The sequence below is a fragment of the Streptomyces sp. NPDC058678 genome (assembly GCF_042714835.1).
In the GTDB taxonomy this organism is placed as follows: domain Bacteria; phylum Actinomycetota; class Actinomycetes; order Streptomycetales; family Streptomycetaceae; genus Streptomyces.
Map to the genome: position 1 here is coordinate 1 of NZ_JBHXSG010000045.1, position 20,045 is coordinate 20,045.

16 protein-coding genes are annotated in these 20,045 nt (G+C 70.1%); 8 read left to right on the forward strand and 8 right to left on the reverse strand.

Annotated elements, in window-relative coordinates; all coding sequences use genetic code 11:
* Positions 1-253: 253 nt before the first annotated feature.
* Positions 254-511 (forward strand): hypothetical protein, encoded by a 258-nt coding sequence (locus ACFWWR_RS32785; protein WP_384307054.1) that lies wholly within the window; start codon positions 254-256, stop codon positions 509-511.
* A 189-nt stretch (positions 512-700) separates the two neighbouring features.
* On the opposite strand, the gene ACFWWR_RS32790 is transcribed toward ACFWWR_RS32785, so the two are convergent.
* The 4 genes from ACFWWR_RS32790 to pip all read right to left on the reverse strand — a co-directional run bounded on the left by ACFWWR_RS32790 (position 701) and on the right by pip (position 5,094).
* Positions 701-1,867 carry an ATP-binding protein gene (locus tag ACFWWR_RS32790; RefSeq protein ID WP_384307057.1) on the reverse strand — a complete coding sequence of 389 codons (1,167 nt, stop codon included), beginning with the start codon at positions 1,865-1,867 and terminating at the stop codon, positions 701-703.
* A gap of 227 nt (positions 1,868-2,094) precedes the next feature.
* Positions 2,095-2,526, reverse strand: coding sequence for an HIT family protein (locus ACFWWR_RS32795; protein ID WP_384307059.1), 432 nt, complete (start codon positions 2,524-2,526; stop codon positions 2,095-2,097).
* 242 nt (positions 2,527-2,768) lie between these two features.
* Positions 2,769-3,929, reverse strand: coding sequence for an MFS transporter (locus tag ACFWWR_RS32800; protein ID WP_384307062.1), 1,161 nt, complete (start codon positions 3,927-3,929; stop codon positions 2,769-2,771).
* Between the two features lie 205 nt (positions 3,930-4,134).
* Positions 4,135-5,094 (reverse strand): prolyl aminopeptidase, encoded by a 960-nt coding sequence (gene pip, locus ACFWWR_RS32805; RefSeq protein ID WP_384307065.1) that lies wholly within the window; start codon positions 5,092-5,094, stop codon positions 4,135-4,137.
* 46 nt (positions 5,095-5,140) lie between these two features.
* On the opposite strand from pip, the gene ACFWWR_RS32810 reads away from it, so the two are divergent.
* From ACFWWR_RS32810 to ACFWWR_RS32825, 4 genes are all read left to right on the forward strand, one after another.
* Positions 5,141-5,617, forward strand: coding sequence for a MarR family winged helix-turn-helix transcriptional regulator (locus ACFWWR_RS32810; protein WP_384307067.1), 477 nt, complete (start codon positions 5,141-5,143; stop codon positions 5,615-5,617).
* Positions 5,618-5,811: 194 nt separating this feature from the next.
* Positions 5,812-6,240 (forward strand): hypothetical protein, encoded by a 429-nt coding sequence (locus tag ACFWWR_RS32815; protein WP_384307070.1) that lies wholly within the window; start codon positions 5,812-5,814, stop codon positions 6,238-6,240.
* On the forward strand, positions 6,237-6,485 hold the full coding sequence (locus ACFWWR_RS32820) for a helix-turn-helix transcriptional regulator (protein ID WP_307680326.1): 249 nt from the start codon (positions 6,237-6,239) through the stop codon (positions 6,483-6,485). The genes ACFWWR_RS32815 and ACFWWR_RS32820 overlap by 4 nt, the downstream gene beginning before the upstream one ends.
* Positions 6,482-7,462, forward strand: a complete 981-nt coding sequence (locus ACFWWR_RS32825) for an NAD(P)-dependent alcohol dehydrogenase (RefSeq protein WP_384307072.1) — start codon at positions 6,482-6,484, stop codon at positions 7,460-7,462. Before ACFWWR_RS32820 ends, ACFWWR_RS32825 begins: the two co-directional genes overlap by 4 nt.
* 160 nt (positions 7,463-7,622) lie before the next feature.
* Here ACFWWR_RS32825 and ACFWWR_RS32830 read toward each other — a convergent pair whose 3' ends face one another.
* A complete protein-coding gene (locus tag ACFWWR_RS32830) occupies positions 7,623-9,140 on the reverse strand; it encodes a hypothetical protein (RefSeq protein ID WP_384307074.1) in 1,518 nt (505 codons plus the stop codon).
* Between the two features lie 106 nt (positions 9,141-9,246).
* Entirely contained in the window at positions 9,247-10,476 is a 1,230-nt protein-coding gene (locus ACFWWR_RS32835; protein ID WP_383864180.1) for a PP2C family protein-serine/threonine phosphatase, read from the reverse strand.
* Positions 10,477-10,844: 368 nt separating this feature from the next.
* On the opposite strand from ACFWWR_RS32835, the gene ACFWWR_RS32840 reads away from it, so the two are divergent.
* The 3 genes from ACFWWR_RS32840 to ACFWWR_RS32850 all read left to right on the forward strand — a co-directional run bounded on the left by ACFWWR_RS32840 (position 10,845) and on the right by ACFWWR_RS32850 (position 13,641).
* Positions 10,845-11,615, forward strand: coding sequence for an SDR family NAD(P)-dependent oxidoreductase (locus ACFWWR_RS32840; protein ID WP_383864178.1), 771 nt, complete (start codon positions 10,845-10,847; stop codon positions 11,613-11,615).
* Between the two features lie 262 nt (positions 11,616-11,877).
* Positions 11,878-12,495 (forward strand): TOPRIM nucleotidyl transferase/hydrolase domain-containing protein, encoded by a 618-nt coding sequence (locus ACFWWR_RS32845; RefSeq protein ID WP_383864175.1) that lies wholly within the window; start codon positions 11,878-11,880, stop codon positions 12,493-12,495.
* 621 nt (positions 12,496-13,116) lie between these two features.
* Entirely contained in the window at positions 13,117-13,641 is a 525-nt protein-coding gene (locus ACFWWR_RS32850; RefSeq protein WP_383864172.1) for a Pycsar system effector family protein, read from the forward strand.
* A 43-nt stretch (positions 13,642-13,684) separates the two neighbouring features.
* Here ACFWWR_RS32850 and ACFWWR_RS32855 read toward each other — a convergent pair whose 3' ends face one another.
* Positions 13,685-18,691 carry a CHAT domain-containing protein gene (locus ACFWWR_RS32855; protein ID WP_384307077.1) on the reverse strand — a complete coding sequence of 1,669 codons (5,007 nt, stop codon included), beginning with the start codon at positions 18,689-18,691 and terminating at the stop codon, positions 13,685-13,687.
* Positions 18,652-20,043 carry a hypothetical protein gene (locus ACFWWR_RS32860; protein WP_384307079.1) on the reverse strand — a complete coding sequence of 464 codons (1,392 nt, stop codon included), beginning with the start codon at positions 20,041-20,043 and terminating at the stop codon, positions 18,652-18,654. The genes ACFWWR_RS32855 and ACFWWR_RS32860 overlap by 40 nt, the downstream gene beginning before the upstream one ends.
* Positions 20,044-20,045 lie beyond the last annotated feature (2 nt).

The following is a 20,045-nucleotide window of genomic DNA, read 5'->3' on the forward strand; positions in this document are numbered from 1 at the left end:
GACTTCGTCGAGGCGGCGGCCCGCAGCTGGCGTGATGTCCGGTGGAAACCCTGACTGATCCACAACATGACCGCGGCCTGTCAGGGGGAGGGCGCTTGGATGTCGTCGGCTGGAGGGCTCACGTCACCCTCCCCTGTCAGACGGGGAAAGAGATGTTCCTCGAGAGCGTCCATCGCAAAGAGGAACGCCATCATCACGGCGGGCGCTAGCAGAGCGAGCAGGATCACAGGACCTCCCGGGGGATGGTCGGCCTGTGCAGCCGATGGTGCCGCTTCTCAGGATGGAGCCGAATGGCGCAGTGCGCATGTCATGCGCGGTGGCGCAGCATGTGTTAGAGCGCCGTCGGCGCGAGACCCTGGGCCGGTTTCTCAGCCGGAGTGACGGTGCCGACGTCGGGAACGTTTTCGGGTCGACCGCCACTCATGGCGCGGCAACGGCAACATCGTCGACCAGCCACTGCGCGGTGATCAACACGTTGAAGGTGCTGGAAGACCCGGTCGTGAACGCCTGAGTCATTCCACGATCTCCCTTGGTCTGCCCGGGTGAGGCAGCACCGGCCGCTGAGGGCACTGTCCAGTGGCCCGATCGGCTGGTCGCCGCAGCCGCCTGCCCGTCTCACAACGCCTGACGCCTCCCCCTCCCCGCGCGCGCCTCCCCCGTGAATCCCCACTACCGCGCTGAGCCGAGGGCGCAGCCGACTTCAGTCCTGGTGGACGCCCCGGACGATCCGGTCGACGACCTCCGCGGCCCGCTCCGGCTGCTCCTCGAACCAGTTGCCGAGGCCCTCCCGGACGGCCTCCCCGACGCAGACCCGCACATCGATGTTGCCCAGCAGTCCCTGCGTGGCGCCCAGGAACTCGGGACGGTCGAGCTTCACCGACACGACTGCGGTGAGCCCTTGACCGATCCGGTCGGCGCCGGGATCGGGGTCTGCCGCCGCCAGCAGCCCCCGTTCCCGCGCGTACGCGGTGACCGCTGCCGCCAATCCGTCGCGGAAGCCGTCGACGTGCGTGCCGCCCTGGTCAGTGGCCTGGCTGTTGACGAAGCTGCGTATCCGCTCCTCGGGGGAACGGCTCCAAAGGAGGGCCACCTCCATCGTCCCCGCCATCCGCGGATCCTGACGCTCGAAGCCGATGACGTGCGGATGCAGGGCCGCCCCTGTCTCCGCGTCGAGGGCGGCCACGAAGTCCCGCACTCCGTCCGGGAACCGGAACAGCACCGCCCGGGGCTCGCCCGCCGGGCGTTCGTCGGTCAGCGAGATGCCCAGGCCGCGGTTGAGAAAGGCCACCTGCCGGAAACGCTCCGCCAGCAAGGCGAACGAACACTCCGTCGTGTCGAAGATCTCGGTGTCGGGCCAGAAGGCGATGGTCGTCCCGCTGTCGGTCGCGGGCCCCACAACGGCGGGCGGGGCGAGAGCGACACCCCGCGCGTACTCCTGGACCCGGCGGACCCCCTTGCACCGAACCTCGGCCGTCAGGCGGCTCGCCAACGCGTTGGCGACGAAGAGCCCCGCACCGGATTGGCCCAAGGCCGCGATGTGCCGACCACTGGGCTCGGCCCCGGCGTAAAAGCTGGTCAGCGCCCCTTCGAGGCCCGTGCCGCCGGTGTCCCCGGCGGCCTCGAAGGGTGCTCCCGGTCCGTCGTCGGCGACTCGCACGCCGCCGTCGGGCGTCAGCGTGACGTCGACGGAGCCGCTACGGCCGGACAGGCCCTGGTTCACCGCCCGGCCGACGACCTCGAGCACCAGCTGACGCAGACCCCTTTCGCCGGTCGAGCCGACCCACATCCCGGGCCGCTTCCGAACGGCTTCCGGCCCCTCCAGCACCTCGATGCGAGTCACGTCGTACCCCGCGTTTTCCCCACTCACGAAGACCCCTCCCATGGCATCCGGCAGACCGCTCCAGCCTAGGCGGAATACGGGAAAACACCAGGTCAAAGCCATTCAGCCGCAGCCGCGTACGGGCAGGTGAAGGCGTGCCGGGGAGCGGTCGGCCCAGGCGGCCGCACATCACGCCCGGAGCATGCCCGTGGGCCCGCCGAAGCCGCCTACGGCCCCGTTCCGGGTGCCCCTGAGGTCCCCAATTCCGGTACGTGTCACGTCATCCGGTGTGTGCCGCCGCTGATCGCCGCGCGCACCCGCTTCCCGATGGCCGCGCACTGCTCAGGAGTTGGGACCAACACCTCGTTCTCGGTCATCAGTGCATGAAACTGCTGGCGCTCGTAAGGGACGCCGAGCGGCAGTCCTGCGATGTGCCAATGCACGTGGGCGTTCCCCTGCTGACTTCCCAGCGACAGCAGGTACGTCCGTTCCGGCGCGAAGACCTCTTCCACAGCCAAGGCCACTTTGCGTACGACGAGCATCAGAGCACTGAACGCGGCCTCGTCCAGGTCTCGGACCACGTGCTCGACATGCGCTTTCGGCGCCACCAGCACCTTGCCCGGCAAGGTGGGCCACCGGTCCAGGAAGGCCACATGCGCCTCGTCCTCATAGACCGTCTCATGCTGATAGTCCGGGTCTCCGTCCACGTACGCACAGACGAAACAGGGGCCGGTACGGGCCCTGTCTGCATAAGCCCCGAGATCCATCGCTTCCCGATACACCCGATCACCCTCCTGGAGTGCGGCCCTGGCCGCGGTTGGACGTGCCGTCACAACGGTTCGTCGTTCCTTCCCTTCGCCGGCCTGGCGCCGGCACCACGATTCGGGGAACGCGAGCGTGGGCCGACTCAAGCGCCGCAGTGCGAGGTATCAACCTTCCGCGGTGAGGGTCACGTGCGCGCGCTCACGGTGACCCGGAGCTGCTCGGGCACCTCGTCCGTCAGCCGGTGGAGGGCGCCGACGACGATCCACACCACGGCCGTCCCGGCGAGCAGGGACGAGAGGAGGAACGCCACCACGTTGCCCATGGCCGCAGCGATGGCGCTGCCCATGACCGGGCCCAGTGCGTTGGCGCCCCACACGAACGGCAGCGCGACGCCGGTGACCCGCCCCAGCATGTCCGACGGCGTCGCCTTCTGGATGAGCGTCATGACGGCCACGTTCGTGACGGGCATCGTGAAGTTGGAGAGGGCCTGGGAGACCACGACGATCACGAACCCCAAGGAGGTGCCGCCCAGCACGGCTGTCGGCAGCAGCCCGAACGCGAGGGCGAGCACGAAGTGGGTCAGCACAAGAGCGCGCCCCATCCCCAACCGCTCGTTGATCCGTTGGGACAGCGCGGCGCCGATGAGGACCGAGACGCCGCCCAGGCTCAGTGCCAGGCCGAGTTGCCCTGCGGAGAGGTGCAGATCCTCGTACGCGGACACGATGACCATGGCCAGGGCCAACGAGCCCCCCATGTTGCCGAAGGTCGCCATCAGCACGAGGTGGCGCACCACCCGGTTGCGGAGAACCAGGGGCATGCTGTCCCGGATGTCCTTGAGCGCAGCGGACAGTCCACGTTCAGCGGTTGCCGGGGGCGACTCGGGTCGGCGGATGAACTGCAGCGTCGCGGTGGCAACGAGGTACGACGCCGCGTCGGCCGTGACCGTGCGTGCGGCGCCGATGAGGCCGACCAGGGCACCACCCGCGGACCGGCCCGCCACCAGGGCGAGCGACCGGCTCAACTGCGTCTTGACATTACCCTCGACGAGGTCGGCGCGATCCAGCAGCTGCGGCATGTACGCCTGGTACGCGATCTGGAACACCACGTCGAAGACGCCTTTGAGTAACGCGGCGAGATACAGATGGGGCACCGTGAGGCGGTCGAGGACGGGGAGACGCAGCCCGGTCCATACCGTCCCCCTCAGGTGCGCCGGGTGGTCACTCGGAGGCACTGAGGCTACTGCCTCCCGTCCGGAAGGAGACGGTGAGGGCGACCGCGGCCAGAGCACCGCGGTGAGCGTCAGGTTGCCCGAGGGGGCGTGCGTTCCGGTGGGTGCGTCGCCCATGACTCCGACCGTAACTGGCCGAATCCGCTGATGACCAGGCATGGCAGCACCGTCAGGACGTACTGGATGGGGATGCCTGCCCTCACCCCGTCGCGACGGCGATCGGCGAGCGGGTCAGATCACCCCGTCCAACTCGGCCTCCCGCTGCGCCGCCTCGACGTAGGTCAGATCAACCAGCGACGTGAGGCCTCGGGGCAGACTTGTGTCAGACCGGCCGGAACCGGTCCGTGGCCGCCAACACCGCCTCCGTCGTGGCATCCCCTGACAGCCCGTGACCCTCTTCGCCGATCAGCACGAGCTCCGCGTCCGGCCACACTTGGGCCAGCCGCCACGCCACGTCCGGGGGCCCGCTGATGTCCAACCGCCCGTGGACCATCACGCCGGGGATGCCGGCGAGCTTCCCGGCATCACGCAGCAGTGCCCCTTCTTCGAGGAAGCCGGCGTGCCGCCAGTAGTGCGTCACGAGGCGGGCGAAGCGCAGCCGGAAGTGCGGGTCCTCGAAACGAGCATCGGGCTTGTACCCACGGTGCGTGGACACGTGCACGTCCTCCCACCGGCACCACTCCCGTGCCGCGCGCTTCCGCACGGCCGGATCGGCGTCATCGAGCATCCGGGCGTACGCCTCCACCAGGCTGCCGTCGCGCTCTCGCTCCGGTACGGCGTCGCGGAACCGGGCCCATTCCTCGGGAAAGACCCGCCCCATGTCCCGGGTGACCCACTCCACTTCGCGGCGAGTGGTGTTGGTGACGCTGAAGAGCACCAACTCGGATACGCGTCCGGGGTACTGCTCGGCGTATGCCAGCGCGAGTGTCACGCCCCAGGAGCCGCCGAGGACCAGCCAGTCGTCGATGCCGAGGTGCTGCCGCAGCAGCTCGATGTCGGCGATCAGATGCGGGGTGGTGTTGGTGGTGAGCGAGGTCCGGGGATCGGCGGCGTCCGGCGTGCTCCTCCCGCACCCGCGCTGGTCGAAGAGCACGATGCGGTACGTCGCCGGGTCGAACAGCCGCCGCCAGAACGGCCCCGCGCCGGACCCGGGACCGCCGTGCAGGACGAGGGCTGGTTTGCCGGCGGGATTCCCGCAGGTCTCCCAGTACACGTGGTTGCCGTCGCCGACGTCGAGCACGCCCTGCTCGTACGGCTCGACGGGGGGATAGAGCTCCGCCACTGAGACACACCCTCCTCTTATCTGACAGTGCTGTTAGATTAGCCCCATGCGGAATCACCCGGACCCGGTCGCCGTGGGTACCCTGCTCCGTCACGTCCTCGAACTGCTCGACGGCGACGTGGCCAAGGTCTACGAGGAGCGGGACCTCGCCGAGTACCGGCCCCGCTTCTCTCCGGTCGTACGGGCCCTCCTGTCCGAAGGCCCGCTTCCGGTCCGCGACCTGGCCGCGGCGGTGGGTGTGACGCACTCGGCCGCAAGCCAGACGGCGGCCCAGATGGCCCGCGCCGGCCTGGTCACCCACACTCCCGACCCGCTGGACGCCCGCCGCCGGCTGATCGAACTCACGCCCAAGGCTCATGCCCTACTGCCGCAGATCAAGGCGGAGTGGGATGCGACGGCGGCAGCGATGGCCGAGTTGGACGCGGAACTCTCGATGCCGCTGGCGCAGCTGCTGACGGAGGCCGCGGACGCGGTACGTCGCCGCCCGTTCCGGGAGCGGATCGCAGCGGCGCATCGGCCGTAGCCAGGTCGGCCGACGCAAGCGCGAGCGATACCCGCCAGCTGGAGCGAGGTGTGCTGCCTGAGGTCCGTCCAGGCCCGTCCCCCCCCTCATTCCACGGCCACTTGGGCCTGGATGCCCCTGCCCTCGTGCCACGCACACTCTCAGCTATGTAAAGAAATCTTGACACCATGTCAACGCTCCTTTACATTCGCGGCATGCCATTCGAAGAGAAGAGCGCGTGGATCATGGCGGTCCTCGCGATCGGCACATATGTGGCCTACGGCGCCGTCATTCTTGGGCGGGCGGGCGACGTTCCCCTCGCTGAAGTGGCGTACGTGTCGACGATGCTGTGGGCCGTCGGCGCCTCGATCGCCGCGTCGATCGTGTTGCACGTCCTCGTCGCGACTTTCTCGCCGAAGGACGCCCGCAAGAAGGACCAGCGCGACAAGGAGATCATTCGGTTCGGCGAATACGTCGGCCAGTCGTTCCTCGTCGTGGGCGGAGTGTCGGCCCTCGGCATGTCGATGGCCGAACTGGACTACTTCTGGATCTCCAACGCGATCTACCTGGCGTTCGTCCTGTCCGCGATCCTCGGATCCGCCGCCAGGATCGTCGCCTACCGCCGTGGCTTCCAGCCGTGGTGAAGCCCAAGCCGAAGCCCAAGCCCACCCGAGTCACGAACTCGATCCGCTCCCTCCGGTTCACGCACGGAGAAATGACCCAGGCACAACTGGCGGACCGGATCGGCGTGTCCCGCCAAACCGTCATCGCGATCGAGCAGGGCCGCTATTCGCCCTCCCTTGAAATGGCATTTCAGATCGCCAAGGTGTTCCAAGTCCCGCTGGACGACGTGTTCCAGTACTCGGACCACGAAGAGGAGACACCATGAAGGCAGTTGTTCAGGACACGTACGGCCCGGCGGAAGTCCTGGAACTCAGGGACATCGACAAGCCGGAGCCCGGGCCCGACGACGTGCTCGTGCAGGTGCGCGCGGCTGGAGTGAACCCGGCCGACTGGCACTGCATGACAGGCATGCCCTATCTGATGCGTCTGATGGGATACGGGCTCCGCGCGCCCAAAAACCGCGTCCGCGGCCTGGATGTCGCGGGGCGGGTCGAGGCGGTCGGTGCGAACGTGACGCGCTTCCGACCGGGCGACGAGGTGTACGGCGCCTGCGACGGCTCCTTCGCCGAGTACGCGCGCGGCCGGCACGACAGGCTGGCACCGAAGCCGGCCAACCTCACCTTCGAGCAGGCGGCGGCCGTTCCCACCGCTGCCTTCGCCGCCCTCCAGGGCCTTCGTGACAGAGGGCAAGTGCAGCCAGGGCACAAGGTCCTGGTCATCGGCGCGGCAGGAGGCATAGGAACGTACGCCGTGCAGCTGGCCAAGGCCTTCGGGGCGGAAGTCACGGGCCTGTGCAGTACGACGAAGACGGAACTGGTCCGGTCGATCGGCGCGGACGACGTCATCGACTACACCCGCGAGGACTTCACGGACTTCTCGGAGGGGGCCCGCCGCTACGACCTCATCCTCGACACCGCGGGCAACCGCCCCCTGTCCCTCCTCCGACGCGCCCTCACCCCGGGCGGAACTCTCGTCCTGGTGGGCGGCGAAGGGGACGGACGGTGGCTGCAAGGCGTGGACCGCACGCTGCAGGCGATGGTGCTGTCGCCGTTCACACAGCAGAAGCTGCGCGGTCTGATGTCCGCGGAACGCAGCGCGGACCTCGAGCTCTTGAAGCAACTCATCGAGGCGGGCAAGGTCACGCCGGTCATCGAGAGGACGTACTCGCTGGGCGAGGTTGCAGAAGCCATCCGGCATCTGGAGGAAGGTCGCGCACGCGGCAAGATCGTCATCACCCTGTGAGCTGACGGTGGGCGCGGATCAGTCGGCTCCCGCTGGATCGTCAGCGCGAAAGAGCCGGAGATGCTGGAGCGGTTCCGTAGCGACCACCTCGGCGGGACCATTCAGCAACTGTCGACAGTGACCGGGTGGCCATCCACCGTTCGATGTCACATCAGGGCACCTACGGCCGGGGCAGGAGATCCGACATCACGGAACGCGGCAGCGACGGGTTGGCTGCCGCTGCTTCCGCCACCTGCCGGTCGGCGTCGGTGAGCAGTTCCACGATGACCGGCGGCGGGAGTGCCGGATGGCCGGCGGCTATGGGCCTTGTCTGTCCGTCCGCCAAGCAGGCGAGCAGGGCTTGGGCCGTCGCGTTGTGGTGCCGGGCGATCTCGCGAAGCGCCTTCTGCGCTGATGGTTCGTGCCGGGTCAGGTCCTCCAGCAGCGCCGGACTCGCGTCCGGGTTGGACGCCACCTTGGCAAGGACCTGGACTCCGTGTCGGTCGACCATGGCGCGCAACTGTGCTTCGGTGAGGCCCGGGTGCGGAGCGATGGACTTGACCACTTTCGCGTCGGAGTCGCCGGCCAGCGCGTCGCGGACCTCCGGCGCCAGATCGCGTCGTTGAGCCAGGAGCATGCGCGCGGCCGAGTTCCGCGACTGAGCCAACTGCTGGATCTCGGCAGGAGACGCGGCGGCGATCCGCGGCAGCAGGGTGGCGCCGATCTTGGTGGCGCCGGCCAGGTGGGTGAGCACGTCGAGCGGCACGTGCGGGTTGTGCGCGAGCCTGCGCCGTACGTCGTGGCCGTGGTCGCCGGCCAGTGTGCGGATGAGGGCGTCGTCGATCGCGGGATTCTCGGCGAGGTCGGCTCGGACGCCGGGAACAGGGTCTGTGGCCAGCCGCCGGTACACCTCCGGGGGCAGATCGGGGCGGGCGGCGAGCGCCCAGCGCACGAGATTCGAAGGGTGGTACGCGAAGTCGACGACGGCTTCGGCGGGTGTCGCCGGGTTCTGCAGTGCCGCCTCCTGTATGTCCTGCATGGTGGACTCGTGGGACCCGTCGCAGGAAGCACCCGGCCGCAACTGGCAGTCGCGCCGCGGGCATTGCGGATCGTGCACGAACGGCGTCGCTCCATGGTCACAGGCCAGACATCGCTGCGCCGGAGGCAGCCCCTCGCCGGTGATGAGCGCCGCCAGCACGTCCGGAGGCGTCACCTCGTTGGCGGCCACCGCGCGGCGGACCTCGGCGTGCGGATGCCCGGCCAGCCCGGCGGCCACTTCTGGTGTGGTCCACGACGCGAGCTCGGCGACAACGCGTACGTCCGGGTCCGCGGCGAGCGCCTCCACCGCATCGGCCGGGAGACCGGAGCAGCCGGCCAGCTTCTCCCGGCGCTCCGGGACCGGATCTGCCGCGAAGAGGCGCGCCCATTCCGGGCTGCCGGCGCCCTCGCGGAGCAAGGCGAGGGCGGCGTCAGGCTGTGCCGCAGGATCGACATCGGCGGCGGTCAGCATCCCCTCGTAAGCAAGCTGCACACCGCATTCCTCGACGCGCGAGACCAGCGCGACCGCCTGCGCACGGCTGAGGTCCGCCCGACCGGCGAGGTACATGGCAATGTCGGCATCCGCGACCGCGATCAGCCGGTTGACCAGCTCGGACGGCAGCGCCGCATTGGCAGCGAGCCCGCACAGGACATGATTCACAAAGGGAATCCTGCCTGGACCTCGTTCACTTGGCTCACAATTTCGGCGTCAACGAGTTCTCGGTGACGCCGGGAACCGCGCGAGCGGCCCGCCGACCGGGGGCGGGTTACAGGCGGAGGACGATCAGGGCGGTGTCGTCGGTATTGCCGGTGGGTGGGAGGAGATCGGTCAGGAGGGCGTCGGCCAGGGCCTCGGGGGCGGCGTGCCGATGGTGGGTGAGGGAGTCGGCGAGGCGGTTCAGGCCGGTGTCGATGTCTTCGGTACGGCGTTCGATCAGGCCGTCGGTGTACAGGACCAGGTTGGACCCTTCGGCGAAGGGCACGCGGGCCTGGGGACGGGGTACAGGTTCGGGCCGGGCGCCGAGCGGCGGGTCGGTGGCCTGGTCGAGGAAGACGACGGTGCCGTCGGGGTGGAGCAGGGCGGGGGGAGGGTGACCGGCGCAGCTGTAGGTGATGGAGCGGTCCTCCCAGTCGATGAGTGTCGTCGCTGCGGTGGCCGACTCGGCGCCCTCCACGAAGCGGGCGTACAGGCCGAGGGCGTCCAGGGCCTGTGCCGGGCCGTCGGCGACGCGGCAGGCCGCGCTGAGGGCGCTGCGCAGCTGTCCCATGGCGCAGGCGGCGGCGAGGCCGTGGCCGACGACGTCACCGACGGCGACGGCGAGCCTCCCGCTGGTCAGCTCGACCAGGTCGTACCAGTCGCCGCACACGTTCAGGGCACCGATGGCAGGCTGGTAGCGCACGGCCGCCTGGTGGTGGCCGAGGGGTCTGGGGGCCGGCAGCATCGCCGCCTGCAGGGCCAGGGCGACCTCGCGTTCGTGGGCGTGGGCCTTGCGCAGGCGTTCGTTGATCTCCTGCAGTTCGCGGGAGCGGGTGTAGAGCTCGGCCTCCAGCACCCGAGCCCGGCTGTCGCGGCCCGGGCCGCCCCGGGCGCGGATGAGTTCGGTGACCTCCTCCACGCGGTGCACGATCAGCGCCACCTGCCCGTCAGGGCCGTGGACGGGTGCGTTGACCGGGCTCCAGTAGTGTTCCTGCCAGTGGCCGGGCCGCTGGAAATCCTCGATGTCGTAGCGGAGCAGCGCCATGGTGTCGCGCTCGCCGGTGGCCACCACCCGCAGCATCGACTCCCGGGTTTCCCGCATGCCGGCCGCGGCCGGATCGTTCGGGTTCTCGGGGAAGACGTCGAAGATATAGCGACCCAGCAACTGCTCGCGGGTACGCCCGGCCAGCCGCAGGAAGTCGTCGTTGGCGTCGGCGTACACCAGGTCAGGAGTGAGCAGCGCCACCATGCCGGGCAGGGCCCGGAAGACCACCGCATAATCGATGTGCGGTTCCCTCATGTATTGCCTGCCTCGGCGCCGAGCGTCACTGTGCCGTTCCACGATAGGAGCGAACACGTCACGGGGCCCGCCGGGCACTGCTCTCTCCGCGGCCGAAAAGCCCCACGCGCTGAGTGTAGAGCGAGCCGGGGGAGGCGAGATCTGAAACTCAGAAGTCCCACGTGTGCGCCTGGTGCCGGGTCCGGTCGGCGGGGGCGCCGTGCCCGGCCGTGGTCCCGCTCGGCCCCTGTCTCCGAGTCCTCGAAAGGGGTGCGGTGACAGCCCGGTGTTGACTTCCCGTACGCGCATGGCGTTCATGGAGACGTGACACTGCCTGTGACACCTGTGACTGCAGTGACGGGGCACGGGTCTTCGAGCGAAGGAACGCCATGGCGCGCATCACCGGCAGAACCATCCTGATTGTCGGCGCCTCGTCGGGCATCGGCGCCGAGGTGGCGCGCCGCCTCGCCCCCGGGGGCAACCGAATCGTCATCACCGCACGGCGTGCCCCGGAGCTGGCCGCCATCGCGCAGGAGATACGAGCCGCGGGCAGCGACTGCCTGCACATCGCCGCCGACGCCCTGAAAGCACGGGCGGCCGCCGACGTCGTTGCGGCCGCGACGGCGGAGTACGGGGCCATCGACATAGCGCTGCTCAACGCCGGCCAGGGACCGGACATGGCCATGGACCAGGTCACCGTGGACGACGTCTCACGGATCATGGCGTTGAACTACGACGTCGTCGTCAACTACCTCATTCCGCTGATCGGGCAGATGGGAAGCCAGAAGGACGGGGGACTGATCGCCCACACCAGCTCACTGGCCGGGCTGATGGGCATCCCCCGCCAGGGACCGTACTCGGCGGCCAAGGCAGCCGCGCGCACGCTCATCGATGCCGCGCGCGTCGAACTGGCGCCCCGGGGCATCCGGTTCACGACGATCCACCCCGGCTTCGTCGCCACCGAGCGCATCAGCGAAGACAGCCTGCCCAAGCCCTTCCAGATCAGCCAGGACCAGGCGGCCCGGCACGTCGTACGCGCCCTGGAGAAGGAACCGGCGCAGGCATACTTTCCCTGGCCCACGGCGGCGCTGGTCCGCACCCTGCGCACCCTGCCCACACCGGTCTCCTCCCTGCTCCTGCGAAAACTGGCCTCCTCATAGGGAAGCGCTCCTGCTCCGGTCACCCTGACGACCAGCGTGTGCACGGGTGGCCGCCGTACCGGGCCGGAGCGAGTAGGCCGACGACCGGATCAACAAGGTGCTCACAGCGGTGCGCATGTTCCTGGCCGCCCTTCAGTAGCCCGAACGTGAAGCAAGTGACGGGATGGACCGTCAGGCCGCGGTGAAGCGGGCGCCGGGCCTGTCGAGCGGAGCCGTCGAATATTCACTGCCGTGCCGGTCGGGGGGAGTGCACACTCGCTTCATGGCGGACATACGCGCATTCCGGGACGAGGTCAGCCGCTGGGCGGCCGGCGGTCCCGGCGAACCGGCGAGTGATCTGGCGGCACGACTGGGGTTGCGGACGGCGGTTCTGCTGGAAGGGCCGAGTGACCTTGCGGCCGTCGAGGCACTGGCCGCACGGCGTGGCCGGGACCTGGCCGCCGAAGGGGTGTGCGTCATGTCGATGGGCGGGGCGATGAGTGTCGGCCGCTATGCCGGACTTCTCGGGCCACCCGGTCTTGGCCTGCACCTGAGGGGACTGTGCGACGAGGGCGAGCAGAGCTTCTACGACCGTGGCCTGAAGCGGGCCCGGGCGCCGCACCAGGGCTTCTTCGTGTGCGCGGCGGACCTGGAGGACGAGCTCATCCGCGCGCTGGGCGCGGGGCGGGTCGAGGAGATCATCCAGGCCGAGGGCGATTCGCGGGCCTGGCAGACCTTCCAGCGCCAGCCCGCACAGCACGGTCGGCCCCGGCAGCAGCAGTTGCGGCGCTTCCTCGGCACGAAGAAGGGCCGCAAGATCCGCTACGGCCGACTCCTGGTGGAGGCCCTGGACCCTGGACGGGTACCGGCCCCGCTCGACGACCTCCTCGCGAGCCTGTGACCGACGCACGGAAGCGCGGTCATGTCATCGCAGTTGGCCAGTCCCAGCGTCGCTCGTTCGGCCACCCTTCGTGGGGAACCACCTGTCCCGGAGGCCCTCGTCTCCTCGCCGCCGTCCCGCCGAGGCGTCGGTGTCGGGTTCTTTCACCGGGTCGCCCTCTGGATTGTCCCGGCCGCCGTTACGGCTGGGTGGGCGGCACGGGTACGACCGCGCACGTCGACCCGTCCACGGGAACGGTCGCAATCTTGCTGACTCAGGTGGCGATGTAGGCCGTTGCTCTCGGCGCCGTCAATGTCATCGGTCACCCGTCCGCGCGGGGTCACCGTCGCCTCGTGCGCCTCCGCGAGGTTGCGACCCGGGTCAGGGCCGGCGAAGGATGCGAGGGGGCGCCGACCTGTGTGAACACCGGGCACCAGCGAGGTCAGGCCGCGCTCGGGGCACCTTGGCCGTGCTGACGAGGACGTACGCGCAACCATGCGACCGGAAGTGGGTATGTCATCCAGCAGCACACGACATCGGGAAACGCCGACCGGGCTCCGGACATCGCGGGCCCGCTCGGCGACGTTCGTGAGGGGGACACGTGACGATGACCTGCCGAGCCATTCACCGGTGGAAGAACTGATGCCCCAGCGGAGCGGAGCGCGCCCCGAGTCCGAGGAGAATGCCGTGGAGACGGCCTGGCGCATTCATGGGGCGGTCGGAGAGTGGACGGCCCGGGTCGACGCCAAGGCCTCGTTCGCTCTCACGCTCGAAGCAGCCGCTGCGGCCGGGATCATCGCGCTCTCCGGCAACGACAACCTCTTCGCCGATCTGAACGGTTGGGCATCCCGTTGCCTGCTGTGGGCCGGCAGCGCGCTCATCATGGTCGCTGCCGTCTTCTCGGTACTCGTCGTCGTACCCCGGCTTCGCGTCCCCTGGACACAGGCCGAAGCTTCGGACAACTTCGTCTACTTCGGCCACCTGATGCACCGCGAGGCGACCGAGCTGGCGGAGTCCCTGAGACGTACCGAGCTCCTCCCCGTCCTCAGTCGGCAGCTCATCGTCATGAGCAAGATCGCCTGGAGCAAGCACCGGCACGTCCAGATGTCGTTCGTCTTCTTCTCGCTGGGGCTCGTTCTCGTGATCATCGCCGGAGTACTCGCCTGACCGTCAGCGATGACCGCGATGCCCAGGACACGACACGGCCACCTCAGGCTCCGGTGTGCAGATGCGCCGCCCAGAGCGACGGGGCCCACGGGCGCTTCGCCCGCCCCCGGTGCAGGGCGAGGTGCAGAGCGTACGCCGGGCTTTCCGTCCGCGGCGCCGTGGCGTCGTCACCCGCCAGTCGGGTGTAGAAGTCGACGGCGATCTCTCCGGCCGCCGTGTCGTCGACGGGCCAGAGGGTGCCGATCACATGGCGGTAGCCGCAGAGCATGAATCCGGCCGTGATGTGAACGGACTCGTCCGCCAGCCGCTGGTTGGTCAGCGTGGTACTGCACGCCGAGAGGTAGGCGAGTTCGGCGTCCGCGATGTGCAGTGAGGAGATCGCGTCGACCGTGAGGCGTGCCGTCCCGTTGCCATCGCCATCGGCGCGATCGCCGTCGCTCAGGAGCAGTCCGCTGAGCCCCGGAGAGCCCCACTCGCTGACGGCGTGGCAGGCGAAGTGGACCACGGGGTGGGCGGGCAGCGCGCCGAGCACGGTCCGCGGCGTGTTGTGAGGAGGTCCGATCCGGGTCGCACCGGGCAACAGGCCGACGATGTGTTCGGTCTCGATCCTCACGTGCCGCAGCGGGCGGGTCGTTCCGGTCGGCTGTGCCATCTCGACCAGCAGGGCGCCCTTTCCGCTCCCGGAGGCGACGCCGCCGGGCCTGGACGCGGGAACGGGTGCCGTCGTCCGCGCGGGGCGCCTCGCGTGCGCCAGAGCCCGAAGGGTCGGCGTCCAGGAGGAGACCGCACGATCCATGACGGTGCGTGCGGGCCCGCACCGCGCTCCGCCTTCCTGGTGGTGACCCGAAGCATGCCAGGGCAGAAAGGACGTGACACCGGCCGGGCACCACCAGATCCTCGGCCACTCACCGGGATCGTCGTCCAGGCGAAGGGACCGGGTCAGTCCGAGCCGCTCCAGCACCGGCTCCGCCACATGGTCCCACTGCCACTCCAGCAGCTCGACGAGATCCCGCATGCGCCGCTTGGCCTGTGCGTAGTCGGTCACTGGCTCGGAGCCCGGCACACGTCCCTCCAGCAGCCGGCCCGCCCAGTCGATCACACGGTTCTCGGTCACCTCAGGGAGGCGCACGACGGTGACGGGTGAGTGCGGATCCGAGGTGAGCAGCAGGGCGTCACCGCGATGCCTGCTGACCGCCAGCATGATCACCATGCCGTGCTCGGCCTGCCGCCGGAGTGTTTCCAGGTCGGGGCGGCCGAGAAAGCCGTCCAGGCCGGGAACGGCTCGGATGCGCGAGAGGAGCGCGTGCCATTGCGAGTCCATCGCGGCCCGGTCGGCGGCGATACGCCGTACGGCCTGGCCGGGGCTGACCACGCTGTCAGTGCCGTCGGTGTCTCCGGTCCCGTCGTCCTGCGCACCGGACGCCTCGTCGAACTGCTCGGCGAGACTGATGTGGTCGGCGGCGTCTCGCCTCGCCCGTAGGGCTTCGAACTCGTCGGCCAGGTCGGGGCAGGCCGCCCGTAGTTCGTCGATGTCGCCGCGCATGTCGAGGGTCTGGTTGAGCATCACACCGCGTGCCTGCTCCAGCAGTTCGACAGCCCGTCCGGGATTGCCGCAGTCCAGTGCCGCCCCAGCGGCCTCGCTGCCCAACCCTTCCATCTCCCCGAGGCCGAACTCCCTGTCCCCGCGCGCCAGCCGCCAGGGAGCGAGCTGCCCGAGCAGGTCGACCGCGTTCTCGTAGGCCCGCAGAGCCCGCCCGGTCTCGCCTGCCTCCAGGGCAGCACGCCCGAGGGCACGGGCCGCCCTGATCCGGTCCCCGACCGGGCTGACCGTGGAGCGGGCCGCCCGGTCGAGGAGACGCAGGGCGTCCTCGAGCTCCGCACGACCTGCCCCTGCCCGGTAGGCGGTGCGCAGCGCGGCCGCGCAGCCGGTCAGGACGGACGCCTCGTCGGGATGGTGAGGAGCGAGGGAGGCGACAGCGCGACGGGCGGTGGCCACCGCCTCGTCGAGGGCTTTGGGCGAGGCGTCGTGGCGGTACCGCAGTCGCCATGCGGTCGTGAGATTGGCGAGCCGGTGGGTCTGGTCGGGGTGACCCGGTGGCGAAAGGGCGACGGCCCGGCGGCCGGCGGTGACGGCGGCGGCCAGCTCCCGCCGACCGCCCCTCACGCCGTACTGGAACATCAACGCCCCGCAGAGTTGGGACAGGAGAGCGGGCAGGTCTGGATGGCCGCGCTCGGTGACCACGACAGCCGTGCGGGCGGCGGCGACCGCCTCGCCGACCGTGTTCTCGGCGTCCGGCGAGTCCTGTCGCTGGTGGAGCACCTGCAGAGCCCCGGAGAGGTTCGACTGGTACATGGCGTGGTCCGGGTGAGCGGGTGGGCAGGCGGAGACGGCCTCGCGTGCCGCTTCGACCGACTCGGTCAGGTGCCGCAGCTCACCGCTCCGGTTGTAGCGGGCCTGCAGTCCCAGGCTGAGCTGGGACAGCAGTTGCGGCCGGAGCGGATGTCGGGCCGCAGCGAGGCGCAGACCTTCCTCGGCCGCGCCGGTGCCTTCGCTCAGCACGGTCGGCTCGCCTGTGCGCTCGTGCTGGGACCGCAGGGCCATCGCGAGGTTCAGAAGATACAGCGGCCGGTCCGGGTCGTCGGGGTGAGCGGTGTGGACCGCTGCGCGGGCCGCGCTCTCGGCGTCGGCGAGCCGGGCGAGATCTCCGGTCCGTCGGTAGCGGCGAAGGAGGATCCCGCAGTGGTTGCTCAACAGGGCCGGTCGAGCCCTGTGGGTCTCGGGCACCGCGTCCACCGCCAGGCGTGCGGCGGCCACGGCTTCCTCGCCGGCCACGTCGTCGTGGGCGAGTTCGCTCCACTGATGGAGCGTGGTGGCCGCGTTCGCCATGCGCAGGGGGTACTCCGGCTGCCCTGGCGTGATGCTGGACATGAGCCGGCGTGTGGAAGCCGCGGCTTCCTCCAACACGGAACGCTCTCCCGTGTGTTCGTACAGCATCCGGAGCACGCCGGTGAGATTGGAGAGCTGTCCCGCGAGCGCTGGTGAGCCGACGGGTGTCGCGCGCACCGTCTCACGTCTGAGCGCCACCGCTTCCTCGAGGGCCTCCGTCGATCCGGTCCGTTCGAAGAAGGTGGCCAGCGCCATCGAGAGGTTGGACAGCACCGCGACGGCGGTGGCGCTGCCCACGGTTGCCCTGCCCATCGCCCGCCGCGAGAGGGCGATGCTCTCCGCCAGGGTGGACGGGTCTCCCGTCACCTGATAGTGGACGAGCAACTGGTGGGCCAGTGAGGTGAGATGGGCGGCCTCGTCAGGATGACCGGGAGGCGTGGTGGCAACCGCACGGCGGCCGATCTCCACCGCCTCGTCGAGATCCGAACCGCTGCCGGTCCGGTGATGGCGGTCGAGCAGGGAGTTGGCAAGGTTGCCCTGGGCCTTGAGGAGTTCGGGATCGCCTTCGGCAGCGGCCCGCACGGCGAGCCGGCCGGTGTCGATCGCCTCGTCCAGGGCCCGGGGATCACCGGTGCCGTCGTAGACGTCCTGGAGGACGAGCATGAGGTTGCCGAGCGTGGCCGCCCGGCCCGGGTGACCCTGGGGTGTGGCCGCCGCCGCTTCCCTCAGGGCGCGAACCGCCTCGGACAGTACCGCGGCGCCGTCTTCCGCGGAACGTGCCCGCGCGCGCAGGGCCAGTCCGAGCGTCAGCAGGTGGCGATATCGCTCGGGGCTGTGCGCGGGCAGAGAGGCCAGCGCCGCGCGGCACACCTCGGCACACTCGTCGAGGACGGTCATGTCGTCGGTCGTCCGGTACAGGTCGAAGAGCGACTGGGCCAGCGCGAGGGCGAACTCCTCGGGGCCGTCGAGCGCATCGCCCCCGGACCGCACGGCCCTCCTGGCCGCGTCGACGGACTCCCGTACGGCGTCGGCGTCCGCCGTGCGGGATCCCAACGACCCCAGAACGGCGGCGAGGTTGGCGAGAGGCAGGGCGGCCCCCGCTCCGTCGGGTACGAGGGCGACAGCCTGCCTGGCGTGGGTCGCCGCCTCGACGAGCGCCTCCTCGTCATCGGTCCGTTCGAAGTGCGACAGGAGGGCCAGGGCGAGATTGCTGAGATTGCGGGCCCGGTCCTCGGCCGGTGCGGCATCGAGAGAGGCGGCCCTGCGGCCGGCTTCCAAGGCGTCGTGCAGATCCTCCGGGGAGCCGGTTCGGCCGTAGCGGGCGTGCAGCGCCCCGACGAGGTTCATCAGACGGGCCGCCAGGTCTTGCTCCGACGACGGGGAGGACGATCCGTCCTGCGACGCGGAGCAGGACGATCCGTCCTGCGACGCGGAGCCGATGCTGCTGCCGGTGCCAGGGCTGGGGCTGGAGCTGTCACAGGTCTCGGCCACGGTCACACGGACGGCTTCGCGTGCCGCGGCGACCGCGTCGTCCAGCAGTCCCGCCTCACCGTCCTGGCGGTAGAGCGTGAGCAGAGCACCGGAGAGATTGGACAGGCAGGCCGCCCGCCGGCCGCTGTCGGCCTTCGAGGTGGCCGCGATGTGCCGGAGGACGAACAGGGCCGGTCGCAGGGCCGCGCCGCCCCGGGAGCCCGGAGCGTGCCGGTCGATCGCCGACACCATCCGGTCGTGACACTCGCGAAGCGAGAGCCCGGGAGCGGCCGGAGGCCCGGCGCCGGGCACGTGCGCGGCGGCGGCCCGCCCGTAGAAGTCGGCGACGGCCCGGGGCAGATGAGTCGCACCCTCCGCGATCACGGGGAGGAAGTACCAGGCGGCCGCCCGCAGGTCCGCTTCCGCGGCGTCCTCGCCGGCCCCCGGAACGGTCGCGCGCCGGAGATGCAGCTGTCCCGCCGCGGCGGCCGCTTCCCCATCCTCGAAGAGGTCACCGACCGAGGCCAGCAGACGCCCGAGGGCTGTGATGGCGCCAAGCCCGGTGGGCCCACCGGCCCAGTCTTCGCCGACGGGGGCGTCGGTGTACGCGCGGACTGCCCCGAGCAGGTCCGCGCGTTCGGCGGACGAGCGGGTCACTCCACGCTCCCGGCACTCGGCGACGTGTACAGCCACGCGACCGCCTGGTAGTGCTTCACCACGGCGGTCACCCGGGTGAACTGCTCCTGGCTCAGTCCGGGATAGCCCGGCGTGACGACCTGCCGGTAGAGGAACTGGCTGATCAGCAAGCCCAGTTCGGCACTTTTCTGGGCCTGGAGGGCATCGCGCAACGGGGAGCTGTCGAGCAGGCGGCAGAAGCTCAGGACCGCCTCGCCCTCGTAGCCGTTGGCGCCGGTCTTGAAGGTGCCGGCGTCGCAGGCCATCCGTAGACGCATCCGGTCGTCGTGGCGCTCGTTGTCCTGGCGGAGCCGGGATCTCATCGCGTTGACCAGCCCGGGAAGCGCCTGGGTGATGTCGGTGTCCAGGGGCAGGACGACGTTCATGCCGTCGCCGCTGCGTTGGTGCTCCAGATCCTCAAGATCGAAACCGATGTCGCCGAGGACATCGCGTACGAGCCGGTCCAGACGGGTCTGCAGTGTCCCCCTGCTCAAGGCGTCACGGTCGGAGTACCCGACCACGTCGACCCCGAAGCCCATCCGCATCTCGGTGGGCTTGGGCGGGCTGTCGTTCCCGTGGCCGCGCGTTCTCGCCGCGCCCGGTGACGACGCCTCCGACGAATCGGACGCCTCCGGCATCGGAAGCCGTACGGTGAACTCGTCGGTTCCGGCGTGGGGTTGCATCCCCATCGCCGCCTCCTCCGTGAGTCTGTAGCCTGCCTTCGCCGTGACGTGCACCTCCTCGCAGCCTGCCGGTACCAGAAGGACGAACCAGCCGACGTGCGAGCCCAGCCGCACCTCACCGCCGTCGACCGCGCGATGCCGCCAGCGACAGGCACGACCCCCGACTCCGAAGACGGTGATGTCCGGCGTGAGGGCGGAAAGTGGCACACGCGCGAGCCCCCCGTCTCCGTCGCCACTGCCGACTCTGCCTCCGCCCGAACCCGGGCCGCCCGTGCCGCCCCGGCCGTCGGCGTCAGGGAGGGCGAACTCCAGATCGTGGGTCAGTACGTACGTCCGCGCCGGCTCGGGCCGTGCCACACCGGTGGGCAGCGCGGCGTTGACGATGAGGTCCCCGGCGTCGAACGAGAAGCCCGCCTCGGCCCATTGCGGCCCCGGCACCTCCGGGTCGAAGTCCACGTCGTAGCGCGCCTTGACCAGATACACGTCGCGGCCCGGCAGGTCGGGCGGCGTGGGCAGCGGCCGCACCTGCCAACCGTGGAAGACGATGTTGCCGACCGCGGCCCCCGAGGAATGCTGTTCCCAGGAACGGACGTCATCCCTCAGGAACAGCCCGACCTCCGCCAGCGGTTGGGCGTCCTCGGGTGGCAAGTCCGTCGGGAGGTCGGCGTGTTTGGGACGTAACTCCATAC

Excerpts from the sequence above, each read along its gene's own strand:
- ACFWWR_RS32845 (WP_383864175.1), top strand. The coding sequence starts at position 11,878 with ATGGCGGACATACGCGCATTCCGGGACGAGGTCAGCCGCTGGGCGGCC.
- ACFWWR_RS32860 (WP_384307079.1), bottom strand. The coding sequence starts at position 20,043 with ATGGAGTTACGTCCCAAACACGCCGACCTCCCGACGGACTTGCCACCC.
- ACFWWR_RS32815 (WP_384307070.1), top strand. The coding sequence starts at position 5,812 with ATGCCATTCGAAGAGAAGAGCGCGTGGATCATGGCGGTCCTCGCGATC.
- ACFWWR_RS32810 (WP_384307067.1), top strand. The coding sequence starts at position 5,141 with ATGCGGAATCACCCGGACCCGGTCGCCGTGGGTACCCTGCTCCGTCAC.
- ACFWWR_RS32840 (WP_383864178.1), top strand. The coding sequence starts at position 10,845 with ATGGCGCGCATCACCGGCAGAACCATCCTGATTGTCGGCGCCTCGTCG.
- ACFWWR_RS32850 (WP_383864172.1), top strand. The coding sequence starts at position 13,117 with ATGCCCCAGCGGAGCGGAGCGCGCCCCGAGTCCGAGGAGAATGCCGTG.
- ACFWWR_RS32835 (WP_383864180.1), bottom strand. The coding sequence starts at position 10,476 with ATGAGGGAACCGCACATCGATTATGCGGTGGTCTTCCGGGCCCTGCCC.
- ACFWWR_RS32825 (WP_384307072.1), top strand. The coding sequence starts at position 6,482 with ATGAAGGCAGTTGTTCAGGACACGTACGGCCCGGCGGAAGTCCTGGAA.
- ACFWWR_RS32800 (WP_384307062.1), bottom strand. The coding sequence starts at position 3,929 with ATGGGCGACGCACCCACCGGAACGCACGCCCCCTCGGGCAACCTGACG.